15 protein-coding genes are annotated in these 18,525 nt (G+C 26.0%); 1 reads left to right on the forward strand and 14 read right to left on the reverse strand.

Going from position 1 to position 18,525, the window contains the following annotated elements:
- Positions 1 to 289 precede the first annotated feature (289 nt).
- From CSGHG_RS21405 to CSGHG_RS18305, 14 genes are all read right to left on the reverse strand, one after another.
- Positions 290 to 1,186, reverse strand: coding sequence for a GNAT family N-acetyltransferase (locus CSGHG_RS21405; protein WP_010299366.1), 897 nt, complete (start codon positions 1,184 to 1,186; stop codon positions 290 to 292).
- Between the two features lie 21 nt (positions 1,187 to 1,207).
- The gene (locus CSGHG_RS18230; protein WP_010299368.1) at positions 1,208 to 2,908 is read right to left on the reverse strand and encodes a M3 family oligoendopeptidase; all 1,701 of its coding nucleotides are present in this window, start codon (positions 2,906 to 2,908) and stop codon (positions 1,208 to 1,210) included.
- A 280-nt stretch (positions 2,909 to 3,188) separates the two neighbouring features.
- Positions 3,189 to 3,731: a GNAT family N-acetyltransferase gene (locus tag CSGHG_RS18235; RefSeq protein WP_010299371.1), complete on the reverse strand. Its 543-nt coding sequence runs from the start codon at positions 3,729 to 3,731 to the stop codon at positions 3,189 to 3,191.
- Between the two features lie 4 nt (positions 3,732 to 3,735).
- On the reverse strand, positions 3,736 to 3,951 hold the full coding sequence (locus CSGHG_RS22885; protein ID WP_081496354.1) for a GNAT family N-acetyltransferase: 216 nt from the start codon (positions 3,949 to 3,951) through the stop codon (positions 3,736 to 3,738).
- Positions 3,952 to 4,182: 231 nt separating this feature from the next.
- The gene (locus CSGHG_RS23475; RefSeq protein ID WP_010299375.1) at positions 4,183 to 4,332 is read right to left on the reverse strand and encodes a hypothetical protein; all 150 of its coding nucleotides are present in this window, start codon (positions 4,330 to 4,332) and stop codon (positions 4,183 to 4,185) included.
- Positions 4,333 to 4,447: 115 nt separating this feature from the next.
- A complete protein-coding gene (locus tag CSGHG_RS18250; RefSeq protein WP_010299378.1) occupies positions 4,448 to 4,774 on the reverse strand; it encodes an esterase in 327 nt (108 codons plus the stop codon).
- Between the two features lie 41 nt (positions 4,775 to 4,815).
- Positions 4,816 to 5,649 carry a hypothetical protein gene (locus CSGHG_RS18255; RefSeq protein WP_010299381.1) on the reverse strand — a complete coding sequence of 278 codons (834 nt, stop codon included), beginning with the start codon at positions 5,647 to 5,649 and terminating at the stop codon, positions 4,816 to 4,818.
- Between the two features lie 506 nt (positions 5,650 to 6,155).
- Positions 6,156 to 6,446 (reverse strand): CD3324 family protein, encoded by a 291-nt coding sequence (locus CSGHG_RS18265; RefSeq protein WP_010299384.1) that lies wholly within the window; start codon positions 6,444 to 6,446, stop codon positions 6,156 to 6,158.
- 940 nt (positions 6,447 to 7,386) lie between these two features.
- Positions 7,387 to 9,339: an ABC transporter permease gene (locus CSGHG_RS18275; protein WP_010299386.1), complete on the reverse strand. Its 1,953-nt coding sequence runs from the start codon at positions 9,337 to 9,339 to the stop codon at positions 7,387 to 7,389.
- A complete protein-coding gene (locus CSGHG_RS18280; protein ID WP_010299392.1) occupies positions 9,332 to 10,099 on the reverse strand; it encodes an ABC transporter ATP-binding protein in 768 nt (255 codons plus the stop codon). Before CSGHG_RS18280 ends, CSGHG_RS18275 begins: the two co-directional genes overlap by 8 nt.
- A 227-nt stretch (positions 10,100 to 10,326) precedes the next feature.
- A complete protein-coding gene (locus tag CSGHG_RS18285; RefSeq protein WP_081496355.1) occupies positions 10,327 to 11,256 on the reverse strand; it encodes a sensor histidine kinase in 930 nt (309 codons plus the stop codon).
- An 85-nt stretch (positions 11,257 to 11,341) separates the two neighbouring features.
- A complete protein-coding gene (locus tag CSGHG_RS18290; RefSeq protein WP_010299398.1) occupies positions 11,342 to 12,013 on the reverse strand; it encodes a response regulator transcription factor in 672 nt (223 codons plus the stop codon).
- Between the two features lie 415 nt (positions 12,014 to 12,428).
- A complete protein-coding gene (locus tag CSGHG_RS18300) occupies positions 12,429 to 14,315 on the reverse strand; it encodes an endonuclease MutS2 (protein ID WP_010299402.1) in 1,887 nt (628 codons plus the stop codon).
- Positions 14,316 to 14,759: 444 nt separating this feature from the next.
- Positions 14,760 to 15,008 (reverse strand): hypothetical protein, encoded by a 249-nt coding sequence (locus CSGHG_RS18305; protein WP_010299405.1) that lies wholly within the window; start codon positions 15,006 to 15,008, stop codon positions 14,760 to 14,762.
- A gap of 355 nt (positions 15,009 to 15,363) precedes the next feature.
- Here CSGHG_RS18305 and CSGHG_RS23660 point away from each other — a divergent pair, with 355 nt between their 5' ends.
- Positions 15,364 to 18,486: a PatA/PatG family cyanobactin maturation protease gene (locus CSGHG_RS23660; protein ID WP_207635880.1), complete on the forward strand. Its 3,123-nt coding sequence runs from the start codon at positions 15,364 to 15,366 to the stop codon at positions 18,484 to 18,486.
- Positions 18,487 to 18,525 lie beyond the last annotated feature (39 nt).

The raw sequence follows: 18,525 nt of genomic DNA on the forward strand, positions 1-18,525 counted from the left end.
TGAAATTGGATACTATATTTTGGCAGGCTCCTATAATTTTAATAATATATATATTGTTTTACTCATTACTTTGTGTTGTTTAGGAACGTCTCTCTTTATTTGGAATAAAAGAATAGGTAAAATGGTATAATTCACAATTAAATTTAAAACACCAAGTAATAATGTAAAAAGTAACGTTTTATCATTATGTACTCGGTGTTTATATTGTTTTTGTGTTTTTAATAATCTTCAATATAATATTATAAATAAACAGTATTTCAAACTTACTACTTCAACTTCTTTTTATCACTTATATAAGCTGCATATTAATTAATTCGCTTCCCTTTAAAAAACCTAGCTTATAGTATAAATCTTCTGCCCTATTCCCTATATCTACATACAATCTAATAGCTGAATATTCTTCATTTAACACAGTAAGTGCCTTCTTTATCATATTAGTACCAATTCCTCTACCTGAGTAACCTGGTTTCACAGCAATTTGAGAAATTAATGGCCACTCTTTCCAAATAGATATATAACAAAGCCCTACTAAATCTTTAGTATGTTTATCATATACAAGTGTTGATGCTTTATTTAAAATACCTTTTCCTAAATTATCATCAAAATACTCTTTAACCCATGAAGTATACTCCTCTAAACTATAATTAAAATTTAATCCTTCATTATTTTCAAATGCTTCATATAAAACTTTTCCCATTTCCAATTCATTTTCTTTATTAGGTGAACAAACATAAAAATCATTTTCCCAAGTAATATCAAAGACTTCCGTTGGTCGTATCATCCAACGTCCACTTTCAACTCTTACAAATCCTATACTTTCATAAGATTCAATTTGATGTAGATTAACTACAGAAGCTTCAATAGGTTTAGATATATCTGACCACTCAACTAAAACTTCTTTAAGCTTTTTTAGTATGATACCTTCATCTAAACAGGGTGGAATTAAAAATAACCCTTCTATAAAATTAGGTTCAATAATAACCCCACCAACTTTTTTATCATCTTTTATTATCCAAAAACAATTATCATCTCTATCAATAATTGAACAAACATTATCATAACTTTTTTCAAATGAATTATTTATATAATAAATTCCATAATATTTAGAAAACACTTGATTTTCTGCGCTTGCAAGAGTATATCCTTCTTCTAAATCATATTTAAATATTTCTTTTGAATATGTCATGTACACTCACCGCCTTATATATCATATTAACTTTTCTTCTATATCAAGTATCCATTCCCTTATACATTTTATAACATATTTTATACTTTCCTCTTCAAAGGGATTTTTTAGATTCCCTAATTTAATAATTTCTAAAAATGATTTACTTCCCCCAGCTTCACATACTTTCATGTAGTCATTCCAAGCTTCTTTACTATTTAATTTAGATTTGTACCAAAAATTAAATGCAACTATTTGTGCCAATCCATAATCAATATAATAAAATGGATCTACAAAAATATGAGCTTGTCTTAGCCAGTATCCACCTTTATTTAAAAAATCATTTTCCCCATAATCTCTATATGGGATATACTTCATCTCAAGCTTTCTCCAAATTTTATTACGTTCTTCATATGTAGCCTCTGGTTTTTCATATACAAAATGTTGAAATTCATCTACTATAACAATATAAGTTAATAAATATAATTGATTAACCATATGATAAAACTTATATTTTTCTATATCTTTATCAAAAAATTCTTTTATCCATGGTTCTATTAAAAATTCCATACTCATAGAACATATTTCTGCAACATCTTCAGATGGAATTATATATTCTGGTATATCATAATCTTTACATAAATATAATTGAAATGCATGTCCCAATTCATGAATAATTGAATTTAAATCCTCTGTAACTCCGTTATACACTAAAAATACGAATGGAGCTTTATATCTAAAAATATACTCACAAAATGCAAAAGATTCCTTATTTTCTCTTCTTTCAATGTCAATAAGATTATTTTCAAGTATATATTTAAAAAACTTTCTCGTTTCATCTGATATTTCTTCATACACCTTTTGTAATTTTTTTATAATATCTTTTTCTTTTATATTTAATTGAGAATTTCCATTTTTAAATTGTATAATCTCATCATAATATTTTAATTTATCTACACCAATTCTTTTTCCCTGACGCTTTGCAAGTTCCTTATTTAATGGAACAACATACTCTAGTATTTGTTTTCTAAAGTTAGATACCATATTTTTATCATAACCCACTCTTTTCATACGTGCATATCCCATATCAATAAAATTTTCATATCCCATTTTTAAAGCCATTTTATTTCTTACTTTTACAAGTTTATCAAACAGATTTTGTATCTCATTTTCATTTTCTATATATATTTCTGTTTGAGCTTCATATCCACTTTTTCTTATTTCTCTTAAATCAGAGTTTATATATTCATTGAACTCATATATTCCAATAAATTTTCCATCAAATTTTTTTCTACTTTTTAATTTGTTAAATAGCTCAAAATAATCAACCATAATCTTATTTTCTTCTTGTAACTCTTCTATTATTTCATCACAAACACATTTCATCTTCATTTTTGCCAAATCAAAAAGTTGATTCCCATATCTACACTTAATCATTTTTTTAAATTTCGAACTATCTAAAGCCTTATAATATTCGCAAATTAATCCATCCATAATAGGTTCAGCATCTGCATAATACTCCATTTCTTTACTATAAAACTCATTATCTACGCCTAAACATTTTCTTAATTCACAAATAACTTTCATAGATATAAATTCATTTCTAATTTCATTAATTTCATTTATTACAAAACATTGATTTTCATAAGAATCACTATTTCTAAAATCCTCTATTAACTTAAGAACTTTTCTTTTAGCTTCTTCTATATCCACCCTTTTATATTTAAAATCTTCAAATCTCATAACATTCTCCTAAATTTAATTCTTTTATAATTTATAAAAATCATATTATCCATGATTTAATATTTGCATATATAGGGTTTCAAATATGATTTTTAATTGTAACTTAGAAATTCTTATGAGGTTTTTTAACATTTTTAGGATTGAAACCCAAGGACGGGTTTCGCGACTGCCTATACAGGACGTCACTGAAATATGTTTAGAAGTATCTAATTTTAAATATTAAATTTAAACCCTATAAAACACTTTTATATTAAAACAAAAAATAATAGTGTTTCCTTTCCTATTCCATATTAATCTTTTTTCTCATACTTAAAATCCTATACTCATTTTTCTCTATTTCTCCTACTGATGTATTAAAGACTTTAAACCCTGCTCTTTCGTAAACTTTTATTGCTCTTTTATTAAATTCAGCAACGCCACATCTAATGTATTCCCCATTGTAATCATATTCTTTTAATGCAAACTTTACACATGCATCAACAAACTTTTTTCCTAATCCTATTCCACAAAGTTCTGGTTTTAATCCCCAACCAACCCACATTTCATATTTTTCTTCAAGAGTGTTTTTTACAATTTCATGTTTAACATACCCCTCATCTTCTTCATCTTCACTATTTTCTCTAAAAAATTCTATTGTTAACTCACCTATAATATCATTTTTTTCATTTAAAACTGCAAACCTTCCTAATCCCCACGTTTCTTTATCTAATAAAAATTCTTTTTCGTTAACATAACTATATATATTATATTTACCTTCATAATTCCAATTATTAATTATTTCCTTTGCATACTCTAAGTTCATTGGAACAAATTCAAAATTCATATCATTATTCTCCAATCAAATTTTCTACTAGCTTCATATTAATCAATTCGCTTCCCTTTAAAAAGCCTAGTTTATAGTATAAATCTTCTGCCTTATTCCCTATATCTACATACAATCTAATAGCTAAATATTCTTCATTTAACATAGTAAGTGCTTTTTTTATCATATTGGTACCAATTCCTCTACCTGAGTAACCTGGTTTCACAGCAATTTGACAAATTAATGGCCACTCTTTCTAAATAGATCCTACTAAATCTTTAGTATGTTTATCATATACAAGTGTTATTGAACAAACATTATCATAACTTTTTTCAAATTAATTATTTATTTAATAAATTTTATAATATTTAGAAAACACTTGATTTTCTGTTCTTGCAATGGTATATCATTCTTCTAAATCATATTTAAATATTTCTTTTGAATATGTCATGTACACTCACCGTCTTATATATCATATTAACTTTTCTTCTATATCCAGTATCCATTCCCTTATACATTCTATAACATATTTTATACTTTCCTCTTCAAAGGAATTTTTTAGATTCCCTAATTTAATAATTTCTAAAAATGGTTTACTCCCATAAGCCTTACATACTTTCATATTGAATATATATAATCATCTTCTCCAACCTCTTCACTAATAAAAGATATATTATTAGGATTTAATGGATCAGTAATAGAATTTTTATATAAATCTTTTTGCCTGCTCTTATAATTTAATAAAAATTATATTTAAACTTAACATCATTTCTAACTTTGTATGTTTTAAACCAAACATTCGTATTTAATAATTTTTTCATCAAATTTTCTTCATAATTATATCCTGGAAAAGAACCAAATATTAATATATTTTCTATAGGTTCTGTCTGTTTATATATATAAGTAACTAATACATTTTCCTTATCTCCATGAACCTTTTCAATTAATGGAGCACCATGTTTTTTCACATATTCCCAAAACTTATTTATTGCATTTATGTCTCCATCTTTTATTTTTTCTTCTAATTCACTTATTTTATAACTACTAAACTCTTTATCGCTCATTTTTCACCTCTTTTAATAATTATATTTTTTAAATCAATATATTATTTAATAATTCTTTCACTTGGAAGCCCTTCAACTATATCTGAAAAATGCATGTGATTAAATTTCCATTTACCTTCTTTTTTCACTAATACACCAAGAAATCTCATAGGACAAATTGAGTTTTCATTATAAGATTCTAGACAGTTTAATGACATATTTATTGAAAATAACATGTTTTGTAATAACTCTTTTTGCTTTTTATTCTCTCGTATAAAATATTCAAAGTTAGATTTTGGCCAAGTACAAACAGTCTTTTCTAAAAACTTAAATTTTATAAATGCCTTTGAAATAACAACAGCCATATCCCCTAAAACTGAAATATATGCATTTTCTTTGTTTACATTAAAGTCCCCCCAATATTTCCAGTCACATTCTAATAATTCCTTACTTTCTTCAAACCCATGAAAATTTTCTCCATTATCGGTTCCAAATATATATAAATTCTCATCATGATGAAATAATTTTTCACCATAATAGTCAACAAGTGATGCATCCCTTTTGTCATAACTTTCTTGTAAAATTTCTAATACTTTCTCAATTTCATTTACTTCTTTATCTTCTTTATTTTTTATTGGAAGTATTTTAAACTCATCCTCAATGCTTGCATCATCAATTATTAAATCCTCTCTTGCTCCTCCAAATGAAATTTTCATGTGTTTTATCTTCCATTTAGAATTATCTTTAACTGTAATAAATGTTGTTCTAAAAGGAAATACATATTCTTCACCTAAACTTATATCATATAAACTTCTTGATATTTGATCTGAAAATTGAACTAAATCAGCTTTTGATATTTCTCTTGCATTTAATATATTTGATAACCTATCAATCATAATATTTGAAGCTTTTTCTTCACTGATGTTATTTAAACTTTTTCCACTAATTGCTATGCAAGCTACATCTTCTTCTGCATTTATTACAGAGTTTTCTATATCTAAATCAATATTCTTTAAATAACTATTTTTATCACTCCAATAAATTCTAATTGCATTTTCTATTTGAGATAATCCAAAATACCAACTTTTTTTCTCCTACTCCTAAAAGACTTGTATTATCTTCGTCAATAAAAAATTCTTTAATGAACTCTTCAATATTATTCGAATCATTTTTTATATATTTTTCTTGAAACGCTTTTAAAAAATTCTTTTATTTCATTTATTACTTTAGTATTTTTAGTCATAATAATAGCCCCCACTTTTTACTCTCTATATATTAATTTTATTAACTTTAACTAAAATTATATATATCCAAAACTATTCTGTATCAAATTTGATATAAAAAAAGCCCCATCATCAATACCTTTAATAGTTTTGATGATAGGACTTTTTTATATTTTAAATTAACCACTTTGTAGTAAATTTTCTCTTTTTTCTTTACTTATGATTCTTCGTATACTTTGTTCTGATAGAAAGTATTCCTTAGCTAACTGTGTAACCTTAATTCCCTTATTATATTTTCTTAAAATCTGAGAATTTCTTTCCTTTAGCATTTTTTTAGCTCCACTTTTTTCTCCCCAAGACTTTTCATTTTCAGTTTTTCTTGGTATATATAAATACTCTCCATCTATATAATTTTGAATTACTTCTATAATCTCCTCTGGTAAAACCTCATACGCTTTAACATATTTCATACTCATTGCCCCCCTTAATACTATTAATTAAGGCAAAGACCTATGAAAAAGTAAGCTTACATATCTTATCGGAGCTTGTTTGTTACAGCTACTAACAATTATCTAGCTCCAAGCAAAGCATAGCTGACTTAGTCATTCTGGTCTTTGCTTGAAGCATTTTATTTACAGTACAATATTGCAATATATAATCTCTCATTTTTACACCACCTTATACATTTATCTATAAAATTATAAGTCAATATTTTATTATATTCTTATAATGTTTTACATATAATTGATTCTTTAAATTCGCAATTCAATATGTCCATAAACACCTCATCAAATTCATTTCACCTACTAATTTCTTTTAAAAATCCATTTTTATTTTTCCTCTAATGCAAGCATATTTATTTCTTATATTTTAGATTTACACTTGCTTTTATAACCACATGCTTTATATAACTTTGTAAAAACATTTAAAAAATTGCACCCTAGTGATATACAAATATAATTATAATATAAAATAACATTATAGATATTAATGTTATTACTTTAGATTGTTAACAAATGGTAAATTACCACCAATTTTTAGCTATTTTTAATGCTACTTAAGAATATTATAATTATCTATCAAACACTACTGACATGTTATTCTTTAAATGGTCAATTTCTTTATTTCCTATTATATCTACATATATTCTAAGTGAGTTTTTTCATTCCAATTACTTCATAAATTGCACTATACTTAATTTTGGTATACAATGGAGGTTTTATTTTTTCTATTCATAACTATAAACTTTTTAAAATCATAGGTATAACCTATGGCATTCAATATAGAAAAAAAGCCCTTGAACTTCAAAGGCTTAAATATGATTATCATCTTATATAAGGCATAATCATATAAATAATAGACCAATATTCTTTTATTTCTTTTCATATGCCTTATATAATTACTTTTTATTTATTCCTCAACAATTTTATAATAAGTCCTTGTTGTTAGAGCAAATATTATAAAATAAATAATTGTAAAAACTAAAATTGTTATTAACGTAGTTATTCTAAATAATGCTACATTTGTTAACATGAAAACTGCTAGCAACTTCGTGATTATAGGAAATGCAAAAACAATATGAATTACTGAAAAAGTAATTGGTATGAAAAATATCATTAAAACTTGGCTTCTTATAGTTCTTTTTATTTCAACCTTACTCATACCAACTTTTTGCATTATTTCAAATCGTTCTTTATCATCGTATCCTTCAGATATCTGTTTATAATAAATAATTAATACTGTTGCCATTAAAAATAATATGCCAAGAAAAATTCCTAAAAAGAACAATCCTCCATATAAAGATAAAAAATCTTTTTTATTACTTTCTATACTCTCGGCAGTAACAGCCATATTATTTTCATCAAATTTTTTATTTAATTTATTTGAAATTGTAATCATATCATTTGATTTTCCATTAACATCAAATCCAACTATGTATCCTTTACGCTTTTTATTAAGCTCACAAATATTGTTGATATCTTTTGAAATCACTGTATACGACTCTACTATATCCGTAAAACTTCCCGATATACTTTCTAATTTATCTATCTCTTCTTTTACTTTATAAGTTTTATCATTAATAGTAATACTATCTTTTCCATATTTCTTCTTTCCTTCTGAAAAAATAATAACTTCATCATCACCAAGATTTACATTTTTATTTTCTAATCTGTTGTAATCTGAAAGTGGAACAGCATTTATAAAACAAACATCTGAATCAAGTAAATCATCTTTTATGACTAAAAATTTGTCTTCTTCTTTTACACATGGAATAGTATATTCTAAATAATTTACCCTATTTTTTGCTACTATATTATTTTCTTTTATTTCACTATCTACAATTCTATCTATTTTTTCACGTTGGCTTTTTTCAACTTCTGATGTATTTATTAAAACTTCTCTTGGATATCTATTTCTTAAAACATCTTCCACTCCAACATATAAAGAAACCGTTGTTGAAAGCATAACAAGTACTGCTGTGCTTAAAATACAAATGTTAGCAAGACCTACTGCATTTTGCTTCATCCTATATATCATTCCAGAAACAGATACAAAATTGCTTGTTTTATAATAAAACTTTTTATTTCTTCTTAAAAGCTTTAATAAAGCAATACTTCCTGCTGTAAAAAGCGCATAGGTTCCTATAATAACTAAAATAACAGAAGTAAAAAACAATTGTAAAGCTGAGAGTGGTGATTTAACATATAAAGCTATTCCATATCCAGCCCCAAGTGCTACAACACCTATAATTGTCATAATCCATTTCGTTTTAGGTTCTTTTTCTCCATGCTGCCCACCTTTTAAAAGTTCAGTTGGATTAGATCTTTTAATTTCAAATAAATTTGCCATTAGTGTCATAAAAAAGATTCCTATAAAAAGAATTAATGTTCTTACTATAGATATTTTTGAAATATAAAATCCGAAAGCTACTGGGAAATTAAGCACCTTTAAAAATAACAAGAACATAAACTTATCAAGAATAATTCCGCCAGTTAGTCCAAATATGAAACTAATACTTGCAATAAAAATATTTTCTAAAAATAAAACCTTCGCAATGTGTTTCTTACTAAGCCCTAGCACATTGTATAACCCAATTTCCTTTTTCCTTCTTTTTATTAAAAAACTATTGGTATAAAAAAGAAATATAGTTGAAAAAATACCAATTACAACTGTTCCAAAAGAAAGCATACTTTTCAAACTATCTGATCCTGGAACTTGGTATAATCCCGGGTTCTTTGAAATAGAGCTCATAATATAAAACATCATAATACTACATATACACGTAATAATGTATGGGATATAAGTTTTGCTGTTTTTTCTAATATTACTTATTGCTAATTTAAGATAAAACATTCTACTCATTTACATCCCCTCCATTGGTAATTATTGTTAATGCATTGGAGATTTTTTCAAACATTTCCTCATTAGACATTATTCCTCTATATATCTGATGGAACACTTCTCCATCTTTAATAAATAATACTCTACTAGCATGACTTGCAGCTTTAATGCTATGAGTAACCATTAAAATTGTCTGACCTCCTTCATTTATTTCTGAAAACATTTTTAATAAATGATCTGTAGCCTTTGAATCAAGTGCACCTGTTGGCTCATCTGCTAAAATAAGTTGCGGATTAGTAATAATAGCTCGTGCAACAGCTACCCTTTGCTTTTGTCCGCCAGAAACTTCATAAGGGTATTTCGATAATATTTCCTTGATACCTAACTTATTTGCAATACGCTCTAATCTACTTTCCATTTCATTGTATGATTTTCCTGATAGAACAAGTGGTAAAAATATATTGTCTTTTAAAGAAAATGTATCAAGTAAATTAAAATCTTGAAATACAAATCCTAAGTTATCTCTACGAAATGTAGCAACTTCACTTTCTTTTATAGATACAATGTTTTTTCCATTTAATAAAATCTCACCACTAGTTGGTTTATCTAAAGATGCCAATATGTTAAGTAAAGTAGTCTTTCCTGAACCTGATTCACCCATAATAGCTACATATTCACCTTTTTCTACCGAGAATGTTACATTTTTTAATGCTTGTACTTTATTCCCACCAAATCTTGTCATATATATTTTTTTTAAATTGTTTGCTTCTAACAACTTCATAAGAAACTCCTCCTAAATAACATTTAAACCTATTATTTTCAAACCTAAACTTAAGAACTTAAATTTAACCGTCTATTCTTTATTTGATTATGCATAAAATATTTTTTAGAATTTAATCTACTTAAATTCAATATCTTCTATGTTTTTATTATAAAAAAAAGAAAATACAATGCCACAATTTAGCCTTGCATTTTCCTATCTAACCTTACACTTTTGTAAGCACCTTATTATTCAAACATAGTTTTAGCTGAAAAAAGATCAATTTTAACTGTTGTACCTACCCCTATTTCAGAAGTAATTATTATTTTGTGTGATAACTTATTCAATATTTTTTTGCAAAGATATAATCCAATACCTGTCGCCTTTTTGTCCATACGCCCATTATACCCAGTATAACCATTTTCAAATATTCGTGGTAAATCTTCTTTAGCAATTCCTATTCCTGTATCCTCAATAATCAAAATCTTTTCATTAGACTTATGCATATATATAGTTATTTTGCCTTCATTTGTATATTTTAAAGCATTAGATAATATTTGTTCAATTACAAAGACTAACCACTTTTCATCAGTTAAAACAGTACAATTTATTTCATTAAATTCAAGAGATATATTCTTTCTGATAAATGTGTTAGCATGTTTTCTAACTGCTTGTTTTATAATTTTAGATAAATCACAATTTTTTAAAACTAAATCTGATGATGCATTTTCAATTCTCAAATAACCTAAAACCATTTCAACATATTGTTCAATTTTAAAAAGCTCTGCTAATAATTCTTTGTTTCCTTCACTTTTTTCCATCTGTAGCAATAATCTCATTGCAGAAATAGGTGTCTTAATTTGATGTGCCCAAAGATTATAATAATCCATCATTTCTGTACGCTTCATGTCTGCTTTTGAATTCATCTCTATCTTGTTATTATAAAGTTCTACTAAAATATTTTGATAATTCTTTTCAATTAAGTTTTTTGCTAAAGGCATTTTCTCTAAACTAATAGTAATTTGTTTTTTTAAAACATATAATTGGTTATGCTTCTTATAATACTTAATAAAATCATATACTATAAATATAATAGCAACAGTACATGATAATAAAAATGAATATACTATTGCTTCAAGTTCTAAAGAATACAAAGAAAATACTGCAATGAAAATCATAATAAAAATACTATATATAAATATGATTTTTATATGGTCTTTAATATACGAAATTAATATACATAAAAACGTTTTTTTTCCATAACTAATTTACCATATATCCTATACCTTTTTTAGTTTTAATAAAATCAATAAGTCCAATATCACTTAACTTTTTTCTTAATCTCGTAACATTAACAGTTAAAGTATTATCATCAATAAAGCTATCACTTTCCCATAACCTTTTCATAATATCTTCACGAGAAATCACTTTTTCTGCATTTTCCATTAAAATTTGAATTATTTTAAATTCATTTTTAGTAAGTTCAATTTTAGAATTTTTATACTCTATAGTTGTATCACTAATATTTAAAACTGCTCCATTATGCTCAATTACATTCATTTGTCCACTAAAAGAATATGTTCTTCTTAACAACGCTTGCACCTTTGCAATAATAACATTTAAATCAAATGGCTTGGCAATAAAATCATCGCCTCCCATATTTACAGCCATAACAATATTCATATTGTCAGACATAGATGAAATAAAAATAATAGGAACCTTTGATATTTTACGAATTTCAGTACACCAATGATATCCATTAAAAAATGGTAGCGATATATCTAACAGAACTAGATGTGGATTAAACTCAATAAATTGCTTATTAATATCCTTAAAGTCTACAACAAACTCTGCATCATAATTCCATTGACTTAAACAGCTTTTAAGTGACTTTGCAATTACTAAATCATCTTCAACAATTAAAACTTTATACATAAATTACTCCTCTCAATACTTTCAATTCTATTTTCCCTTTAATATAATAACACTTAAATTTATTTTATTTTTAACTATTCCTTATATAGATTTCTAATTTGAAGTTTTAACCTACGTGAATATTCTACTTTTATAAGACATTACTTTTCCTATTTTACAAGTCAATTCTTCAATTTTAAAATTATACAATATTTCAATATTTATAGATAATCTTCTCATAAGAAGGTCTTCTTTTGCAGTATTAAATTATTATCACTTGTTCAACAGTAATATCGAATACTTTCCGTAAATTAATACATAATTTTATACAAATATAATTATAATATAAAACGACATTATAGATATTAATTTTTATTGATAATTTGTAAATATAAAAACTCCACCAATACTATAAAAAGCATTGGTGAAGTCTTCATTATCTTTTCATTTCTTTTTGTATTTGTTTTAAAGCCTTTTTAGATCCACGTTTTATATCTTTTTCTAACTTTCTTTCTTTGAAAGATACAAATATTTGATTTAAATCATATCCTTCTGGATATAATTCTTCTGCCTTTATTTCTAACTTAATCCTCTTATAATTTATTTCTTTTAAATTATTATTTATAAAAATAATTAGATTATTAAATTCATCTTTTTCCTTATATACTATACCATACTCATTGTCATCTATTATAAAAACTTTATCTCCTACTTTGTAATCACAATTATATTCTCTTTTAGCTTCTTTTTCATTTTTAATTATTTTACTACTTCTTAGAAAATCATAATTGTAGTTTTTATTTTTTATATATTCTTTAGTTCTTTCTATTACAGGCTTATCTATTCCCATTTTTTCGGCTATATATAAAGCATTACTATTTCCTGATTTGCCTATTTGCAATTTATATAGCGGTTCTAAAGTATCGCATTTAAATTCCATAGCTGCATTTTCAAAATCAGGATGATTAAAAGAGAAATTTTTAATTTCACCATAATGAGTTGATGCTACCGTTATACATCCTTTATGATAAAACTCCTCTAGTATAGATATGGCTAATGCTGCACCTTCATTTGGTTCTGTTCCACTTCCTATTTCATCAAATAATAATAGTGTTGATTTATCACTTAATTTTAAAATTGCAGCTAAATTTTTTACATGAGATGAAAAAGTACTTAAAGCGTTTTCTATACTCTGATTATCTCCTATATCAACAAATACCTTATTAAAAACAGCCATTTCCGTTCCATCTTTAGCTGCTATATGAAACCCAGATTGAACTGCTAAAGTTAACAATCCAATAGTTTTTAAAACAACAGTTTTCCCTCCTGCATTAGGTCCTGTTATAATTAGAGTTCTAAAATCTTTACCAATGTTACAATCTAAAGGGACACTATCTTTTAATAATGGATATTTTCCCTTTACTATATTAATATATCCATTTTTATTCATTAAAGGCTTTACACCATTTATGCTTTTACTATATTTAGCCTTTGCAAAAATCATATCATACTCTGATATAACATCTATATTCATCTTTAATTCTTTTATTTTTTCAAATATCATATTTGTTAATAATGCTAATATTTTATACTCTTCTACATCCTCTTCTGATTTTAAAACAGCAAGTTCACTTGTATACTTTTGAATTGATGCTAATTCAACAAACACTGTAGTACCCTTTGGTGATGTTTCTATTATACTTCCTTCTATACTATTTTTATAAGCAGCCTTTATAGGAATTGTAAACTTTCCATTTCTCTCACTTATAAAGAATTCCTGTATATAATTTTTATTGCTACTTGATTTTAAAAATTTTTCAAGCTTCTCTCTTATTTTACTTTCACAACTTTCAATATGACGTCTTATCTTTTTTAATTCCCTTGAAGCATTTGAGTCTACTCTATTACTTTTAATTGATAAATTTATTTCTTCTTCTATATAACTTAAATCAGATATATTATCACCATAGGCACTTAATGTAGGTGCATATCCTTCCTTGTCTTTTATAAATATTTTCACCTTTCTACACCCTCTTAAAAAGTCAGATATAGTTGTTAAATCCGAAGGCTCTAAAGCAGCACCTTTTTCTATTTTTTCTATATAATTTGTAATATTAAATATTCCTTCTAATGGTATATGATATCCTGCATCTAAAAGATTTCTCCCTTGTGATGTTTCATCTAACATTCTATTTACTTGCTTTAAGCTATTACTAGGCTCTAGTTTATCTAATAAAATTTTTCCTAAACCACTAACACAATATTCTTTAACTATTTCTTTTAACTCGTGATAATTTAATTTTTCTAATGTTTCTTTATTCATCTTGTTAATACTCCTCCTCTTAAACAATCAATAAATAATTTATTGATTGAAATAAATAATATCAACAAGTCTTCTATATTTTTTACTCACCTTGCATGATAGACTTCATTTTTTCAATAAAAAAAGCCATGGATACACCACAGCTTTAAATTAACACTTTTAAAGATATTTAAAAATGATTTTTAAACACCTTCACAATGAGTAAATTTGCAGACTTGTATCTTAATAATTTTAATTAATTTCACAACAAATAAAGGTAAAATACCCAATTTTTAGAAATTAATATTCAATTAATTATTTAAGATACTAAACACTCACAAACTTCCCTCGCTTTACTTTTGAAATCTATCTATTTTAAATTTATATTTATATAATATCATTTATTTTTTTAACGTCAATCATGTTAGTTTTATATTTTTTATAATTAATAACCATACTCCACATCTATCCCATAATCAAAGCAGTAAATATGTCATTATTAAAATTTTGTATCTTTAAGGTTTGTTCTAATACAAAATTCACCAAAATATACAATATAATTGGTATAAAGATAATAAGAGCTAATATTAAAATTTCATTTTTAATATTCATTTTACTTATTATTCTTTGTGGAAAGTCATAAATTTTATAAAATTTTGAAAACACAATTATAAATATAATTGTATAAGCTATATAAACCTTATCACTATTCATTCTTTAAATTCCCCTTATTTAGTTTTACCTTTAAATATATTATCTATTATTTGTAATGTAAAATAAATACATTATTGTATTTTAATTATACATAATTTATTAATAAACTGTAAACTTTGCATATTGTATATATTTTTAAATTTAATTGTATACTTAATGAAATAATCCTAAACTATAGTATTTAAGCACAGTTTGCTTTTTTATATATGAAATATAATCTTGAATTTTCAAAATTATATTTTATTTTCATTAAGAATTGGTCGTAACTTTTTATTACTTATTTGCATAAAGTACTAATAGATTATCTCAAAACATTTAGTTATAAGGATGTGTAAATGAAATGAATCCTATTTATTTGGATAATAACGCAACTACACATATTTTCCCTCAGGTAATGAATGAAATGCTTCCCATATTAAATGATAATTATGGAAACCCATCTAGCTCTCACGAATTAGGGAAATATTCAAAACTTGAATTAGAAAAGGCTAGAACAAAAGTAGCGCAATTACTAGGATGTAAATCTCAAAATATTATTTTTACCTCTGGAGGAACAGAAGGCAATAATCTTGCACTTAAGGGATTTGCTGAAACTTTAAAAGAAAAGCATCACTTTATAACTTCTATGGTTGAGCATTCTTCTGTATTAGAAAATTTTAATTATTTGGAGAAAAATGGACATACAGTAACTTACCTTCCAGTAGATCATAATGGTCTATTATATCCAAATCAGGTAGAAGAAGTTATAAAATCTCATCCAAATACAGCATTAATCTCAATCATGTTCGCAAATAATGAAACTGGAGTACTTTTCCCAATAAAAGAAATCGGCAAAATTTCAAAAAAATACAATATACTTTTTCATTGTGATGCTGTTCAAGGAGTAGGTAAAATACCTATTGATGTAAATGATTTAAATATAGACCTTCTTACTATATCAGGTCATAAAATACATGGTCCTAAAGGTTGTGGTGCCCTATATATACGTGATATGAATAAAATTGCTCCATTAATACACGGTGGTGGACAAGAAAATGGTAAACGTAGTGGAACAGAATCATTACCTACTATAGTTGGTTTCGGTAAAGCCTGTGAAATTATTTCCAATACAATGGATAAGTTTATCCCTAATATCACAAAATGTAGAGACCTATTAGAACAAGGTATTATTAAAATTATGCCTACTGCATTAATAAATGGATATGAATCAACCCGTTTATGCAACACTACAAATATTCAATTTTCAGGAATACGTGGTAAAGATCTTCTTGATAAGCTTTCTCAAAATAAAATATATGTTTCTCATGGTTCAGCTTGCTCAAATAACCATTTAGGAAATTCTCATGTTTTAAAAGCTATGGGATTGACTGATTCTCAAATATGCTCCAGTTTGCGTTTTAGTTTATCAAGGGAAACAACAGAATATGAAATTAATGAAGTTTTAAAAAAAATGTCACAAATATTACCAAATGACGTTAAAAAGAATGTGGAATTTATTGGACAAGCTAATTTTTTATCTCTTAATAATGAAGATAGTACTTTAAAGTCCTATGGCATTATTGAAAAAGATTTAAGAAATCTATGGACATTAACTATGGGAGACCCTAATATTTCTATTGCTATATTAGATGGCTCAGTTGATTTATCCCATAATTGTTTTAAAAAATCTAATATAAAAAGCATAGATTTTTTGAATAATAAAAGTACAGTGAAAGGAACAGCTACATCACATGGTACTCATGTTACCAGTATAATTTTTGGACAACATTCATGTGGTGTTCCAGGGATAGCTCCAAATTGCAAGGGTATTCTAATACCAATCTACTCGGATAATTTTGGAAATAATTCCATAAAATGCACTCAAGAAGATTTAGCTGCTGCAATTTTAAAGGCAGTTGAACTTGGTGCTAATATTATAAATATTAGTAGTGGACAACTTGTGCATAGTGAAAATGCCAACTATCATTTAATGGACGCAATTAAAATATGTGATAAAAAAGGGGTTCTTATTGTTGCTGCTGCTGGAAATGATGGTTGTAGATGTCTTCATATACCAGCCTCAATTCCATCAGTACTTGCTGTAGGGTCTATGGATTCTAATGGAGTACCTAAAGATTATAGTAATTGGGGTGATGCGTATCAACTTCAAGGAATTCTTGCCCCTGGAGAAAATATTTTAGGCGCTGCTCCTGATAATAAAACCACTCCAAACAGTGGAACAAGTTTTGCAGCACCTATTGTAACAGGAATTATAGCTCTTTTTTTGAGCTATCAAATACAAAATGGTATAAAACCTAATGCTTTAGCAATAAGAGATTCTATTTTAAACAACGCTTTACCTTGTCATTTAAATAAAAATTCAGAAACTAATCGTTGTTTAGCTGGAATATTAAACATTTCTGGTACTTTGCAAGAAATATCAAAACAGATAAATTTAAAGAATAAAAATAATACTTTTTTAATATCTAAATTTGATAAAAGTAAATTTAAAATGAAAGGAAGTTCAAATATTATGGATTATGAAAATAATAATACAAAAAATATTTCAGTTTCAGAAGAAACTAACAATACAAATTTAAATAACTCTAATAAATCTAGTAAAAGTTTACAAGGGGACAGTATTGAATTATCTGGTTGTGGATGTCCTTTTGGTGATTCTGCTCCTTCACTTGTTTATGCATTAGGAAGTATAAGTTATGATTTTAGTAGCGAAGCTAGACGTGACTCATTTATTCAAATGATGAGTAGTAGTTATAATCCTACACCAAATCCTTATGATCCTAAACAATTATTAGAATATCTTAATGAAAATCCAGCACATGCTTCTTCAATTATATGGACTTTAAATCAAGAATCTACTCCAATTTATGCAATTCAACCTATAGGTCCTTTTGGTTATGAATCATATAAAATTTTAAGAAGTTTTCTTAAAGATACAGCTAATGGCATTAGTGATATTGTTTCCATCCCTGGAATTATTTCAGGAAGTATAACATTAATGAATGGATATACAGTTCCTGTTATTATACCTGAATTAAGAGGAATGTATAATTGGTCTGTTACAAAATTAGTTGAATCAATAATGGAAACTCCTACAAATCAATTAGATCTAAAAGCTAAGCAAGAATTTGATAGAATAAAAGATGCTATGTCAAATTTCCTTAAACGTGTATATTATGAACTAAGAAATTTAGGACGAACATCTCAAGAACGTGCATTAAATTACACTGGAACAAATTTAGCACAAATTCAAGAAGTCCTTGAAGATGCAATATTAAAAGGACTAGCACTTGATACTATAGAAGCAGAGCCTAGTAAAATTTGCAGACCAAATTCTGATTGTTGGGATATAAAATTAACACTTTTCCATCCAGAAGATAGACTTGAAAAAGCAAGACATGTTTATTTCTTTACATTAGATGTTAGTGATGTAGTTCCTGTTTCAATAGGTACTGTACGTTCATGGGAAGCATACTAAATCTCTAATATCTAATGAAATTGTAAAGGGGGTATTCTT

The organism is Clostridium senegalense JC122, from assembly GCF_000285575.1.
In the GTDB taxonomy this organism is placed as follows: Bacteria; Bacillota; Clostridia; order Clostridiales; family Clostridiaceae; genus Clostridium_J; species Clostridium_J senegalense.